Here is a 14,751-nt window from a genome sequence, read left to right on the forward strand (position 1 = left end):
GGCCTTCGTTCACCAGTTCCCGCAGTACACGGCCAATCTGGTCGTAACCGGCAAGATCGTTGAAGTCATCACGCGTGAAAACATAACGCTTAGAGCGTTTCAGCCGTGACTGCATGCGCGCTTTAATGGTCATGTTGCGTCCTCTCTGTTCATTTTTGCATCATAGCAAACATACGACATTATGGAAAGCAAACATACGACATCAAGCCTCCTACAAGCCTTGCTATAAGCGGGTTTCAGCGTAATTAAGGTTTCAGGTTAGCAGACAGTGTTACTGCATGAAGTCATTCCCGATGACCTTCGCCATCGGGATTCCTCATCACTTAAGCGGCAGATAGATATCCGTCAGCAATTCGTGTTCCGCCACTTCATGCACGAAGTTGTGATAGTGAAAGAACAGCGGGAAATCGCGCAGCTCTTCACCGCTGGCCGGCAACCATTCGCTGTAGAGCGAACGCGCCAGCTCGGTCAGTGCACTGTGCGAGCCGTGATGACGCAGCACCGCGCATCGTCCGCCGGGAATGGTGCTGTTAACGACGCCAAAGGCGTTGTCTTCGTTAACCGGTGCAGTCACCGAACCGCAAAGGTGATACTGAAAATCCGCGGCGGGCGTGCTGGCCGGATCGTGCGGCGCGACGCCGAACGTCTGGCTGCTGCGCACCGGTGATGCTCCGCTGCTTTTGCGCCAGGCAATAAACTGCGCCGCCGTTTCGTTGATACGCTGCGGATCGCCGTGATGCGTGAGCATCGCCACCGGCGTGGTGGGAAACATTTTAATCTCAACTGACATACTCTTTCTCCGTTTGACGGGTGGCTGAGGCATGCGCTGATGCCAGGTAATCCATACCGGCTGCTGACGAAATTCACTCGGCGTCACGTCAAATACCTGCTTAAAGGCGCGACTGAATGATTCGGCATGCTGAAAACCGGCATCGAGCGCAATCTCAATGATTTTCTCGTGCGGATTGAATGCCAGCCGGTACGACGCCCGTTTGAGCCGCATCAGCTGGATGTAACGCCCGGGCGGCATGCCGCACCAGGCGCTGAACTGGCGGTGAAAGTGGTACGGCGAAAAGTGCGCCACTTCACTCAGTTGCTCCAGCAGCAGCGCTTCATCAAGATGGCGTTCGATGTAGTCGAACACCTTGTCAAAGCGCTTGCGGTAGGTCTCGCGGTGATCATTTTTGTTTACTGGCATAGCATCCTCTCTGGGGAATGAGTATGCCCGTGTGGCTGGGAGTGGGCCTGATGGATCTTGCGGAGTTTTGAGGGGGAGTAAAGCGCGGTGATGGTTTTTGCTGTGAATGGGCGGGGATGATTATGCGCTTACATAGGGCGATTATTTGAGGCCCAGCAGATTTGAGCTTCATGCTTTTAAGCTACTTAAAATTTGCCTCTCGGGCTTCTTTGAGATCATATAGCCAGCGCCCCGCTTTTGCCGATTCCTTCTATTGTCCATTTGGTTATCTCAAATTGGACAGGACTGCCTGTTTTCTGTTGTAGTACCATTGCTCTGCTTGAAACAGAGCTACCATATGCACCATCAGATACTTTGAGCTTTACCAGATCATAGCCTCGTAGCTTACTGTCCAAGGCCATATTGAACAGAGCCAAATCACGCGTTATACCTTCCAGTTCAAGCCTGATTCCGCTCCCCCAGATATGAGATATCTGAAGTGATCTTTTTTGGCCGATGATACGGTCTTTGTTCCCCGTTAAAGTATTCATATTCAAACCTCCCGCAATGTGGGAAATTTAAGTATGGCTGTACTTCATAAGTGAAGACCGGACGTTATGTTTGGGATAGAGACAATAAGGCTGAGTAAGAAATTAGGGGCAGGATAAGCTGAAGGTATGGTCTGGATACACAACCGGGCATCTATTCAGTTCAAGAGCAATTAGCAATAGCTATGTGTTCACAACAACTACACTAACAGTGATGTAGTTTTCATCAAAAAATCAGAATTTATATTTGCAAAATGTCTTATTATCAGAAAAAATACTACTTTTCAATCCTATACTAGGGCTTTGCATGAAGTGTGTATCATTGCCACCGTATGCACCGACTTTGATAGAGTCAACTCGTGCAATTGGTTATACATTAGAAGCAGCAATAGCCGATATTATTGATAATAGTATCACAGCTCAGGCTTCGTGTACTGATATCTTCTTCTTTCCTACTGGAAATTCATATATAGCCATATTGGACGATGGTTGTGGAATGAATGCGGAAGAAATTGATATCGCAATGCGTTATGGCAGTCAAAATCCAAATTCTAAACGAACTGCAAATGATTTAGGCCGTTTTGGACTTGGTTTAAAAACAGCATCACTTTCGCAGTGTCGAACCCTAACTGTAGTCAGCAAGCAAAGGAAGTGTATTGAAGCAAGGCGCTGGGATATTGATCATGTAACCAAAACTCAAGACTGGTCCCTTATTATCCTTGAGTCAGATAAAGAAATAAATAAAATCCCACGTATTGAGAAGCTGAAAGACAAAGAATATGGAACTCTCATTGTATGGCAAAATCTTGACCGACTTAAAGTTGGAGAGCTTGATTTTGAACGTTCTATGGGAAAAAAGATGGATGACATGCGCAAACATCTATCATTGGTTTTCCACCGTTATCTCAGTGGAGAGCAAAATCTGAAAAAACTACAGATAAGAATGAACAACACACCTATCATTCCTGTAGATCCATTTCTATCCCAACGAAATACACAAATCATTTCTGATGAGTCAATATTTTTTGAAGGCTCAAAAATCGTTATTCGTCCATATATACTACCACATACTTCTGATTTGACAAATAATGAATTAGAATTACTTGGAGGTAAAGAAGGTCTCAGAAAAAGCCAAGGTTTTTATGTGTATAGAAATAAAAGATTGCTGATTTGGGGAACTTGGTTTCGAATGATGCGTCAGGGGGAATGCTCTAAACTAGCTAGAGTTCAAATTGATATTCCGAATGAGTTAGATACTCTTTGGACACTAGATATAAAGAAATCAACAGCTATTCCGCCGGAAATAGTTCGCAACAATCTTGCTCCGATCATACAAAGCCTTGCAGAGAAAAGTAGAAGAACTTGGGAATTTCGTGGCAAACGCGAAATGGATGACTCGATTGAACATATTTGGCAACGATTTATAGGGAAAAGTGGTTTTTTTTATTATCAAATAAACCGCGATCACGTTCTGATAAAAGCGTTGATTAATTCATCACCCAAGCTCAAAAGAAATATGGAAAGTCTACTCAAATTAATTGAAACGGGGCTACCATTCAATCAACTATATCTCGATTTAACATCTGAAAAACAAATTAAAAATGACATCGAAATAACTGATGAAGAAATTGATTCGATATTAAGAGGATTACTTGACCAGTTTTCTACAAAAAGTGCGAAAAACAAAATGCTAGAGCAGCTAGCGATTACTGATCCTTTTGTAAATTACCCACAGATAATTTCTCGCTATAAAAGAGAGTACTTAAATGGCAGCAACTAACATGGAGCAACTGGAAGGTATGATATCTTCCAGCACAAATAAAGAATACCCAGAGTATCCACCGACTGAAATCCAATTCGATGATATATCCGAAAAAATACGAAAACTGCTTGAGCCTCTTTACCCTGTGACGGATGATGAATTCGACAAGCTTAAGCGAAGATTAAAAGAAAAAGTTGTCGTAAAAATGGACTTGGGTGTTTTTATTACAGATAAAAAACATCAACATAAATCATGGCTGCCCGCTAGGCGTGTTGATTTAGATTTTTACTTCTGGAAGCGATACAAAATGTATCTGGAAGAAGTTAAAGGCTGGAACTCTCGCGTAACCGGTAGCTTAGACCGTGTATCTGATGAAATTGTGGATTTACTTGGTGATCCTAAAAGCAGTGATTTTTTCCAAAGAAGAGGTCTGGTTTTAGGAGATGTACAATCAGGAAAAACAGCAAACTATACAGCTATTTGTAATAAAGCGGCAGACACTGGATATAATGTGATAATTATCCTTGCAGGTACAATGGAGAATCTTCGTCAGCAAACACAGGAACGTCTTGATGCTGAATTCTCAGGAAGGAAGAGTGAATATTTTTTAAATCCAAAGGGAGATATTGAGAACATTCCTGTGGGGGTCGGTAAGTATGGACACGAAAAAAGAATAGAGTCATTTACTTCAGTAGTGAAAGATTTTGATAAAAATATACTACGTCAGTTAAGCCTTTCATTAAAAGGTGTAAATAACACCGTCATTTTTGTCATAAAAAAAATAAAAGTATACTCAACAATCTTATCAGATGGTTAAAGAGTAATAATGCTGATGCAAAAGGTTTAATCTATAAGTCTTTATTATTAATCGATGATGAAGCGGATAATGCTTCTGTAAATACGAATGACCAGGAAAAAGATCCGACTGCTATAAATAAAGCAATACGTGGCCTGCTACAATTATTCCGACAAGCATCTTATCTCGGCATTACGGCAACTCCTTATGCAAATATATTTATCAATCCTGATAGTGTAGATGAGATGACTGGAGATGATTTATTTCCACGTGATTTTATTTATACACTTTCACCGCCTACTAATTATATTGGTGCTGAAGATATATTTGGAGGTGACGAGCAATCACCCGCAAAATATAAGAATACACTTGAATCAATCTATGCTAAAGAAATGGACGCTTTTTTCCCATTCAATCATAAGAAAGAACATGCTGTTACAGAGTTGCCACCCAGCATGATAGAAGCAATGGCTTACTTTTTACTGGCTACAGGCATTCGGAATATAAGAGGTGATTCAAAATCTCATCACTCGATGATGATACATACTAGCCGTTTTACCAATGTTCAAGACCAAATTAGAGATTTAGCTGGTGAATGGATAATTAAGATTCGTTCGGATTTACAAAATTATGCTGGTTTATCGGAAGGTGAAAGCGAAAACATTTCAAGCATTGCTTATTTAAAAGCTGTTTGGGAAAAACACGAACTTTCTAGTAAAGCAGGCAAATTAGATAATCCAATGCCATGGCATCAATTCTTGACACAGCACCTTTATAAATCTGTTGCTCCGATCAATGTAAGAGCGGTAAACCAGAAAAGTGGGGCAACTGGCCTTGATTATTTTAATCATAAAGAAGATGGGTTGCGAGTTATAGCTGTAGGCGGTAACAGTTTATCTAGGGGGCTAACACTTGAGGGGCTATGCGTTAGTTATTTTTACCGCCGTTCTAACATGTATGATACATTGTTACAAATGGGTAGATGGTTTGGTTATCGTCCTAATTATGACGATTTATTTAAGATTTGGATTAGCTCAGAAGCAATTGATTGGTATGGGTACATTACCGCAGCCGCTGAAGAGCTCAAACTTGAAGTTGCGCGCATGAAAAATGCAAACCTCACTCCGATGGATTTTGGTTTGAAGGTTCGCCAAGATCCTGCGTCTCTAATCGTTACAGCAAAAAATAAAATGAGAGCTGCAACATTTGTTAAACGCCCCATAACAGTTTCAGGGCGCCTACTCGAGACTCCACGTCTAAAATCCGATACTAAAACCTTAAATTATAATGAAGACGTTTTTATAGATTTTGTTAATCGACTATCCGATATTGGGGTGAAAGCTGAACAAAGATTTGACAAGTTTTTCTGGGAAAATGTTCACAAAGACGAAATAGAACAATTACTGCGAGATTTTAAAACACATCCCTGGCAATTAAACTTTCAAGGAGCAGCACTTGCTGACTTTATAAGAGATGATTCAAGCTTAGATGCCTGGGATGTTTATATAGCGCAAGGGAGTGGAAATAGATTATATATAATCGATCGCGAAAATGGGAAAATTGAAATTGCGCCTGAAGTTCGTACTGTCAAGGCTTCCGGCTCTCAAATTTGCATTAGCGGAACCAAAGTGCGAGTAGGGGCAGGTGGTGCTACAAAAGTTGGTTTAAACGAAGAACAAAAGAAGGCCGCTGAGACCAAATTCAAAATGGACAATCCAAAAGCACATCATGTTCCTGATAAAGCGTATCTTTGTGTCCCACGAAATCCTATTTTAATTCTTCATGTAATTCAGGTGGATAAAGAAAAGAGTCAGATTGAAGATAATATTAAAGTCCCTGACCATCTTTTTGCATTAGGGATAGGAATACCAGCTAATGGTAAAGAGAAAACAGCGAATTATATGGTCAATCCCATTGAGCTTCGTGGTTATAATGATTTTATTGAAGATGAAGGGGATGAATAATGACATTAACTCCTGAAGTACTTCGTCAGCAATGGCAAGATATAAATTACAAGGATGGTGGTTTTTTACAGATAAATATCCAACATTCATTAGAATGGTATATTGGATATCAATCTATTAATCAAAGGACTTTACTATTATTATGCAACATGGATATCGATTCTATCGAGTCCTCGAAATCTATACTGGTAAGCCGTCGTCGTAGAGAAGTTGATAATCGTTGGATATTAACATTTGAGTTGTTGCGCAATGAACAGCAAGATGTTTTTACAATTCTCTGTTGTGACATTATAAATTATTCATGCTTTGTTGCTGATGAACAGGAGGCTCTAAGTTTAGTCAGAACACGTTATAGGCAATGGGCGAAATTGCTTGAATCACAAAAACAAGGAGTAATGGATGAGCATATGCGCAAGGGATTATTAGGTGAACTGCTCTTCCTGGAAAAATATATGGATAGTTGTCCCTCTATTCTATATGCAATTAATGGGTGGTCAGGCCCAGAAGGTTCAGATCAAGATTTTATCTATTCTGAAGGATGGTATGAAATTAAGAGCATTGGTATTTCATCATCAAATGTCACGATTTCATCACTTGAACAATTAGATTGCGATGAATTAGGGGAGCTTGTGATAATGAGAATTGATAAAGTGCCACCAAATAAATCGAATGCAATTTCTTTGAATGAATTAGTAAATCGAATAAAGGGTAAACTATCTTTTAATCCAGAAGCGCTCGAGATATTTCAGCAAAAGCTAGTTTCTTATGGGTATATAGAACTGCAGGAATACTCAGAGACAAAATATTATTTTTCAAAAACCCAAAAGTATCTTGTTAGTGAATCATTCCCAAGACTTATAAAAAGCAATGTACCAAATGAAATAGTCTCTTCAACCTATGAACTAAATCTACCATCTTTGGATAAATGGTTAAAAAGGATAGAAAATGGATGCGAAGGATTTTAAAAAATATTTTATGGAAGAAGTGAAAGTCAATGCTTCAGTGACAGGAGATGGGTCATGTGCTTCATTTGTATCTACTTTTGCTCATTACTTGCAAGAAGCTGATTTTTTGCAAGACTTTACGCCATCTTATTTTGAAGGGACTGGAAAATATAATCGAAAACTTCGTGCTGATGGTTATGCATATGATGAATTCGATAAAACAATGAATCTGATAATTGCTGATTATGATAATTCTGAAAGCGAACAATCCTTATCAAAAACTCAAGCAAAGCAGTTGTACAATCGTTTACTAAATTTTGTACAAGACGCAAGAAGCGTTGGTCTTCAACGTAGTGTAGAAATGAGTAGGCCTTGCTGGGATTTAATCGACTTGATAAAGGAGAAAAAAATTGAGGTGCGAAAATATAGATTTCTAATTTTTTCAAACTCTATTATTAACAAAAACATCATCACTCTAGAATCATCTAAAATAGATGACATAATGACTGAATGTCAAATATGGAACATTGACCGCTTATTCAAAGTATGTGCATCTGATTCAGGAAGACATACTGTCGAAATTAATTTCAAAGATTACACTCTCAATGGAATTCCTTGTTTAGACGCAAGTGAAACAATTACAAAAGATTTTAAAAGTTACCTTTGTATAATTCCCGGATCAGTATTAGCAGATGTATACGATGAATATGGCAGTTTACTTTTAGAAGGTAATGTCCGATCCTTTTTATCTACTAAGGTTGCTGTTAACAAAAAGATTCGAGCAACTATTATTGAAACCCCTGAAAGATTCTTTGCTTATAATAATGGGATTTCAGCAACTGCCATGAGTGTGTCGATTGAGTCAACTACTGATGGTCAGCGGCTCATAGCTGCTAGTGACTTTCAGATAATAAATGGAGGACAGACTACAGCCTCCCTTTCAAATACAAGACATAAAGATAATTCTGACTTGAATGCGATTTTTGTACAGATGAAACTGACGGTAATTGAAAAAATACCTGAAGAAGATGCGACTCTTCTCATTCAAGACATATCACGATCCTCTAATAGCCAAAATAAAGTAAGCGATGCTGATTTCTTTTCAACCCACCCATTCCATATATGGATGGAACGTTGTTCTCAACAATTATACGCAAGAGCCATTGATGGCTCTCAATATGACACAAAATGGTTCTATGAGAGAGCTCGAGGTCAATATTTTCAAAAACAAATGCATCTAAGTCGAGCGGACAAGAAAAAATTTCTTCTACAGAACCCCAAAAGTCAGTTAATAACTAAAACTGATCTTTCAAAGGTCCGAAATTCTTGGTCTGGTTTTCCACATATTGTCAGTCGTGGTGCACAGACTAATTTCACAGACTTTGCTGACAAAATGACTAAAGTATGGAGTAATGAAAAAGACACATTACAGTCAAGAAATAAATACTTTCAAGAAACGGTCGCGTTGATATTAATGTTTAAATACATGGAAAGAATGATACCGCATCAATCATGGTATTCACAGGGATATCGTGCAAATATTATAACTTACACAATTGCTTTCCTAAATAAACTAATAAAAAATAATTACAATACACGAGTTCTAGATTTAATTGCAATATGGACTCGACAGACTGTACCTAACATTGTCCAAGAAATATTAACTGAGTTAGCAGAAAAGGTATATTTTAAACTCACTGATTCTTCACGTAGTACTGAAAATGTCACTCAGTGGTGTAAACGTGAAGATTGCTGGAAAAGCGTTCAGAGTATTTCTTATAAACTTCCAAATGAAATAGAAAATTGTCTCACTGAATCTAATGATCAGTATTTAGAGATTGAAATGACAAAATCAGCCAACGAATGAAATTTATGATACTGAATCCATTAGGATGATATTGAATACCTACAAAAAAAATGCAAAAATGAGGTAGCAAGATTTTCTGCTCTAATCGCTAGTTTGCTTTTTGAGCATTGAAAAGAAGACAACCCTTTAGTTTCAAAGAGTTAAAGAAATTTTGAAAAAATATGGACTCATATAATGAGCGAACAAGTTAAATCAGCACCTAAATATAAAATTGTGGATTTGTTCGCAGGTGCCGGCGGTCTTAGCTATGGTTTTCTGCAAACTGAACGTTTCACGATAAAAGCAGCTTTCGAATCGAACTCAAGTGCCCGGCAGACCTACCAGCGTAACCACGGTGACAATGTTGCTATGTATAGTGACGTTGAGCAGGCGCTCGCAGATACTATGAAAGAAGAGCTTGGACAAGTCGATGTGGTAATCGGTGGGCCACCTTGTCAAGGATTTTCAAGTGCTAATCGCCAAAAAAATCACGCTATCAGCCAAAATAACTCACTTGTTAAAAAGTTTGTTAAGGCTGTCCTTAATTTAAATCCTAAAGCTTTCGTAATGGAAAACGTGAGCCTACTTCAATCCAAAACTCACCGTTTTTATGTAGATGAGAATGATAAAGTTATAATAGAGAAATATCACATAGAAACGGAGTCTGCTGAGATCTTACTTCTTGATAAGCCATTTTTATTTGATGGAGCTATTGATATTGTAATCAACAAAAAATTATTAGAGCAGTATTTATGGAATGAAAAAGATTATTTCACTTTCAATGTTGTCTATAAAGTTCGCAATAACGAAATTAAGTTAAAAACGACTCTTAATAAACACAAAAAAAAATTACTAATACTCGCAGAAAAACTTATTAACAAAAAAGATGAGGTAGTATCCGACCCTATCACAAGTTATAACCATTTTGCTGGTATGGTTATCACTCAGTACTTCAGTGAGTCTCAAATTAATAAAAACGCCACTCATTTATGTTATACAATTGAACCAGTTGTTATGATTCAAAGAATGCTTTCTAAAGCCTTGGAAATTCACAATAATAGTATCGAAGTGAAAGAATACTCAATAAAGAATGGATTAACTGCGATTGTTACATCTATGGCCGTGGTTGATTATATTGAGTCAATCCTTGGCGCTGAAGATAGCGGTTATAACATTACAAAAGGTGTCTTGTCAGCGGCTCATTTTGGAGCCCCACAAAAACGAATGCGTTTTGTCATTATGGGTGTTAAAAAGGAGATAGCCCAAAATATAAGCTTGCCAGAGGGTACTTTTGCTGAAGACCATTTTAGAACAGTTGAGGATGCAATTAAGGATATTGAAAATATTCAAACTGCAGTTACTGTCAATGAAGGTAGTATTGGTATTAAACTTCCAATGCTACAAGACTCTATCAGTGAATTAGGTCAACAGCTCCGTGATTCGGATACACTTTATAACCATGTATCGACAGAAACTACCCCACATGCTTTAGAACGATTTAAGGTAATCCAACAAGGTTGTAATTTTCATGATTTACCATTAAATCTTAAGACAACCTATTCTGATAGCTCCAGAACTCAAAATACAATCTATCTGCGGTTAAAATATAATGAACCTTCAGGGACAGTAGTTAATGTAAGAAAATCGATGTGGATTCACCCCATTCATAATCGAGCGTTGAGCATTCGTGAGGCTGCTCGCTTGCAAACTTTCCCTGATGGTTTTGTATTTTGTGGAGTTAAAGACTCTCAATATCAGCAAATTGGCAATGCTGTACCTCCTATATTAGCAAAAGCCTTAGCAGAGCATTTATGCCATTTTTTAGATAATTAAATTCTCTTTCAGTACAATATTTAAATTTGTGGGTGAGCATTCTATAAACTTTAACCAGAAATAAAAAGATATATCATCAATTTATTTCTGGCTCTCTATCCCGATGGATCATAATCATGACCAATTAACCCCCCCCATTAATCCTAATAATAAACAATAAATCACTGAAGATAGCTAAAAGAATAAATACCATTATTGACAACCCATCTTTGTAAATTAAAAATCATGTAGAGATAAAAGTTGCAGCATTCATATCAGGATTAATCATTGGAACCAAGCAGCCATCCATTAATAACTATATGGGTTGGCAATAATAGACACATTATTTTATTTATATTTCCGGCTGGTTCAGATAACATATCCCACTTATTCCTCCCAAATTCAAACGGGCTAATCCCTTTCTTCCGATTGATATCCAGATAATCCGCCCACCACTGCAATATCAAGCGACTCATCATGATGCTCCGCTCTATGGATATAAGTCGCTCGCACTGAGTTACGCTCCGTATGGCTCATTTGCCTTTCGACAGCATCCCTGGACCATAGCCCTAATTCAATCAACGAGCTTCATGCCATAGTCCTGAAACCATGCCCACAAACCTCTACCGTGGTGTCATACCCCACCACGCGCAGCACCTTGTTTACCGTGTTTTCACTCATCGGTTAACGAGGGTTGCGATCTCCAACGAAAACAAAACCGAGCTCTCCAGTAAACTTGTGAACCTGTTTGAGGATTGCTAGAGCCCAGTGAGACAATGGCACAAGATGAGGTGTGCGCATTTTACAACCACGTTGAGAGTGCTTCACTCCTTCGATAGCTTCTCGTTCTGCCAGTTTCGTTCACATTTCCGTATCGAAATCGATCTCAGACCAGCGGGCAAAGCGCAGCTCGCTCGAACGGATGAAAACCAGCAACGTGATTTAGAAGACCAGTCGGGTTAACGGTCTGCCAGAATAGTGATCGATGCGGTGAAGTAATTCAGGAATACGATTGAGTTCGAGCGCAGCACGATGCTGCCCTTTAGCCGTAGCAACCGCACCAGCAATCTTATTCTCACCAAGATCGACGCTGTTTGATAACAGCTTACGTGCTTCATCCCGGCGTGACTTGGTATAAGCCATCAAAACTTCAGGATATTTTTCCAGCTCCCGCATCTTCTCCTTACCGCCAAAACGATAACGCAGCCGCCAGTATTTTGAGCCATTCGGGTGAACCAGCAAAACCATACCGTCGCCGTCAGTGAGTTTATAGGCTTTTGCTTCAGGCTTAGCCGAACGAACCTTCACATCACTCAGAGCCATGATGAGTATCCTTTCAAGGGTTCTGTGTGGGTACAAACATTATCGAACCGGGATATACCCGCAGTTGTACCCGCATCAGTAAGTTGATGTAGATTGAATCAGGTTGACTTAGGTTGAGTGGAAAAGCGAGGAAAGCCTTGCGGATACTGGATTTTAGGCACAAAAAAAGACGTCCGTTGACGTCTATTGATGTTCCGATGGTGCCGAAGGCCGGACTCGAACCGGCACGTATTTCTACGGTTGATTTTGAATCAACTGCGTCTACCGATTTCGCCACTTCGGCACTGAAGAGGATGCGGAAAACGTGGGCGATTATACCGTTACGCGCTTGCGGCGCAACCGGAATCGATGGGGATGTGCGCTAAGCGTCGAAAAAAGCAGCGCTGCCAAAAACGCTGCGCAAAACCCCGGCAGTCGCCTCCGGAACACTCCCAAACTCGCGCGCGGCGGCCACTTCTCCGGAACTTTCTGCCGCCGCATGCCTCTTAACCACAACTGACGCAGTCAGACGTATAAGCACAACGAGGTTGAGATGAAAAAAGCAACACAACGGTTAGTTTGGGGATGGGGTATCGCGGCGGCTCTGGTGGCCGGTAGCGCATCGGCGGCGAGCTGGCAGGATCAGCTGAGCAGCGCCGCATCGCAGCTGTCGCAGCAGAACAGCGGCAACACCGCCACCAGCAGCACGCAGAACGGCGGACTGTCGCTCTCTTCGCTCAGCGGCCTGCTGAACGGCGGCGATAAAGCGGTGAGCGCCAACAGCATGACCAACGCCGCTGGCGTGATGGAATATTGCGTGCAGCACAACGTGGTGGATAACAACGTGAAGTCGGTGAAAGATCAGGTGCTGAGCAAGCTGGGCCTGAGCAGCACCACCGCGCAGCAGCAGAAAACCGATTACCAGCAGGGGCTGCAGGGCCTGCTGAACACCGGCAACGGTCAGCAACTGAATCTGCAGAGCCTGAGCAACTCGCCGATGGGTGAGAAGCTGAAAACTAAAGCCTGCGATGTGGTGCTGAAGCAGGGCAAAAAATACATCGGCATGTGATTCCTTCGCGCGGGTTCAGAGGCCGCCTTCCTGCCGTCTGAATCGCCGCTCACCTTATGCCAGCCGGCGCGGGCTGTCCCCCGCGCCCTCTTCTCTCGCCACGTAGCCGCTAAACCCTCAACAACGTCAGCGTCGCATCCGCCACGCGCGCCAGCAGCGTCCTCGCCTGTTCAAACGACTGAATATTGGTGTAGCCAATCACCAGGCCATAGCGCTTTTGCGTCTGCGCGTACCAGCCCGACAGCGGCCGCACGTACAACGCCTGCTGCGCCCACAGCGTCGCCAGCGCCACGTCCTGCGTGCCGCGCCGCAGAAATGCCACGATGTGCATACCGCCGTCGGTCAGCTCAAAGGTAAACAGCCCCGGAAAGCTGGCTTCGATGGCCTCCAGCATCATGCGGCGGCGCTGCTGATACAGGATGCGCATCTTCTTGATGTGGCGATAAAAATGCCCTTCGCTGAGGAACTGCGCTAGGATTTTCTGCGGCAGCAGCGGCAGGCCGGTTTCCAGAATCTCGCCCAGCTCGCCGAACTGCGCCAGCGTGTGCTGCGGCATCACCAGATAGCCGATGCGCATCGCCGGCATCATGGTTTTACTGAAGGTGCCGGTGTAGATCACCCGGTCGTGCACATCCAGGCTTTTCAGCGCCGGAATCACCTTACGCGTATAGTGAAATTCGCCGTCGTAATCATCCTCAATAATCCAGCTGTCATGCTGCTGCGCCCACGCCAGCAGCTGATGCTTGCGCGGCAGCGACAGGCTGACCGCCAGCGGGCTCTGGTGCGTTGGCGTTACCACCGCAAAGCGCGCGTCGGCGTGATAGCGCAGCAGATACTCCACGTCGACGCCCTGCCCATCCACCGGCACATAGTGCAGGTTGGGTGCGATGCGCTTCAGCAGCTGCTGGCCGAAGAAGTAGCCGGGATCTTCGAACAGCACTTTGTCGCCCGGCTGCGCCAGCACCGCCAGAATCAGTCGCAGGTTAGCGCGGTAGCCACTGGTGATGAAGATCTGCTCCGGCTGGCAGTTGAGGCCGCGCGAAATGTTCAGGTAGCTGGCGATGGCCGCCCGCAGCGGCGCATATCCCATCACCGGCGGTATCATCATCTCGTCCGGCCGCAGACTGCGCGCCGCTTTCGCCGACAGCAGCCGCCACTTTTTATGCGGAAACTCGTCCAGCGCCGGGATGCCGAGCCGCAGCTCGCCTTTGCCCTCGGTCACCGGCAGCAGCGCGGGCGTCGTCGCCGGTGCGCGCGGTGGCGTGGTTGCGCTCGCCAGCTTCAGCTGTGGATTAACGCGCGTGCCCTTCGCGCCCTGGCTGACAAAATAGCCTTCGCCGATGAGGATTTCATAGGCGGCCTCCACCGTTTTACGCGCCACCTGCAGCTCGCCCGCCAGCACGCGGATCGCCGGTACGCGGTCGCCCGGCCGGAGCTGTCCGGCAAGAATCTGCTGCCGGAAGCGCTGGTAAATCTCTTTGTAACCCACGCGTCACTCCTTTCTCAGCCACTGTGCAATGTCCTACCTGTT

Annotated in this window: 9 protein-coding genes, 1 tRNA gene and 3 pseudogenes; 7 read left to right on the forward strand and 6 right to left on the reverse strand. The window is 42.8% G+C overall.

The genetic code is table 11. The features are described from left to right. From FT726_RS22810 to FT726_RS22820, 3 genes and pseudogenes are all read right to left on the reverse strand, one after another. Positions 1-133: pseudogene (locus tag FT726_RS22810) on the reverse strand (S-adenosylhomocysteine hydrolase); the annotation flags it as partial. 186 nt (positions 134-319) lie between these two features. Continuing rightward, a complete protein-coding gene (locus FT726_RS22815) occupies positions 320-1,198 on the reverse strand; it encodes an AraC family transcriptional regulator (protein ID WP_346303491.1) in 879 nt (292 codons plus the stop codon). 242 nt (positions 1,199-1,440) lie between these two features. Next, positions 1,441-1,728 (reverse strand): annotated as a pseudogene (locus tag FT726_RS22820) (integrase); the annotation flags it as partial. Between the two features lie 244 nt (positions 1,729-1,972). On the opposite strand from FT726_RS22820, the gene FT726_RS22825 reads away from it, so the two are divergent. From FT726_RS22825 to FT726_RS22850, 6 genes are all read left to right on the forward strand, one after another. Next, positions 1,973-3,505 carry an ATP-binding protein gene (locus FT726_RS22825; protein ID WP_346303492.1) on the forward strand — a complete coding sequence of 511 codons (1,533 nt, stop codon included), beginning with the start codon at positions 1,973-1,975 and terminating at the stop codon, positions 3,503-3,505. Then, positions 3,492-4,304, forward strand: a complete 813-nt coding sequence (locus tag FT726_RS22830; RefSeq protein WP_346303493.1) for a hypothetical protein — start codon at positions 3,492-3,494, stop codon at positions 4,302-4,304. The genes FT726_RS22825 and FT726_RS22830 overlap by 14 nt, the downstream gene beginning before the upstream one ends. Positions 4,305-4,528: 224 nt before the next feature. Beyond that, positions 4,529-6,247: a Z1 domain-containing protein gene (locus tag FT726_RS22835; protein ID WP_346303494.1), complete on the forward strand. Its 1,719-nt coding sequence runs from the start codon at positions 4,529-4,531 to the stop codon at positions 6,245-6,247. Then, positions 6,247-7,212 carry a PD-(D/E)XK motif protein gene (locus FT726_RS22840; protein ID WP_346303495.1) on the forward strand — a complete coding sequence of 322 codons (966 nt, stop codon included), beginning with the start codon at positions 6,247-6,249 and terminating at the stop codon, positions 7,210-7,212. Before FT726_RS22835 ends, FT726_RS22840 begins: the two co-directional genes overlap by 1 nt. Beyond that, complete coding sequence (locus FT726_RS22845) at positions 7,193-9,058, forward strand: AIPR family protein (RefSeq protein WP_346303496.1); 1,866 nt, start codon at positions 7,193-7,195, stop codon at positions 9,056-9,058. The genes FT726_RS22840 and FT726_RS22845 overlap by 20 nt, the downstream gene beginning before the upstream one ends. A 174-nt stretch (positions 9,059-9,232) precedes the next feature. Further along, entirely contained in the window at positions 9,233-10,870 is a 1,638-nt protein-coding gene (locus tag FT726_RS22850) for a DNA cytosine methyltransferase (RefSeq protein WP_346303497.1), read from the forward strand. Between the two features lie 371 nt (positions 10,871-11,241). Here FT726_RS22850 and FT726_RS22855 read toward each other — a convergent pair. Further along, positions 11,242-12,172: pseudogene (locus FT726_RS22855) on the reverse strand (tyrosine-type recombinase/integrase); the annotation flags it as partial. Positions 12,173-12,370: 198 nt separating this feature from the next. Continuing rightward, positions 12,371-12,455 (reverse strand) — tRNA-Leu (locus tag FT726_RS22860). A 249-nt stretch (positions 12,456-12,704) separates the two neighbouring features. Here FT726_RS22860 and FT726_RS22865 point away from each other — a divergent pair. Continuing rightward, the gene (locus FT726_RS22865; protein ID WP_058757206.1) at positions 12,705-13,220 is read left to right on the forward strand and encodes a DUF2501 domain-containing protein; all 516 of its coding nucleotides are present in this window, start codon (positions 12,705-12,707) and stop codon (positions 13,218-13,220) included. Positions 13,221-13,329: 109 nt separating this feature from the next. Here the strand turns inward: FT726_RS22865 and FT726_RS22870 are convergent, their stop codons facing one another. Continuing rightward, positions 13,330-14,709 carry a PLP-dependent aminotransferase family protein gene (locus tag FT726_RS22870; RefSeq protein ID WP_282996385.1) on the reverse strand — a complete coding sequence of 460 codons (1,380 nt, stop codon included), beginning with the start codon at positions 14,707-14,709 and terminating at the stop codon, positions 13,330-13,332. Positions 14,710-14,751 lie beyond the last annotated feature (42 nt).

Origin of the sequence: Pantoea sp. Morm (assembly GCF_016643525.1) — a bacterium.
Taxonomy (GTDB): Bacteria; Pseudomonadota; Gammaproteobacteria; order Enterobacterales; family Enterobacteriaceae; genus Pantoea; species Pantoea dispersa.

Coding starts and splice junctions, on each gene's coding strand:
- FT726_RS22815 (WP_346303491.1), bottom strand. CDS start 1,198: ATGCCAGTAAACAAAAATGATCACCGCGAGACCTACCGCAAGCGCTTT.
- FT726_RS22830 (WP_346303493.1), top strand. CDS start 3,492: ATGGCAGCAACTAACATGGAGCAACTGGAAGGTATGATATCTTCCAGC.
- FT726_RS22835 (WP_346303494.1), top strand. CDS start 4,529: ATGACTGGAGATGATTTATTTCCACGTGATTTTATTTATACACTTTCA.
- FT726_RS22840 (WP_346303495.1), top strand. CDS start 6,247: ATGACATTAACTCCTGAAGTACTTCGTCAGCAATGGCAAGATATAAAT.
- FT726_RS22845 (WP_346303496.1), top strand. CDS start 7,193: ATGGATGCGAAGGATTTTAAAAAATATTTTATGGAAGAAGTGAAAGTC.
- FT726_RS22850 (WP_346303497.1), top strand. CDS start 9,233: ATGAGCGAACAAGTTAAATCAGCACCTAAATATAAAATTGTGGATTTG.
- FT726_RS22865 (WP_058757206.1), top strand. CDS start 12,705: ATGAAAAAAGCAACACAACGGTTAGTTTGGGGATGGGGTATCGCGGCG.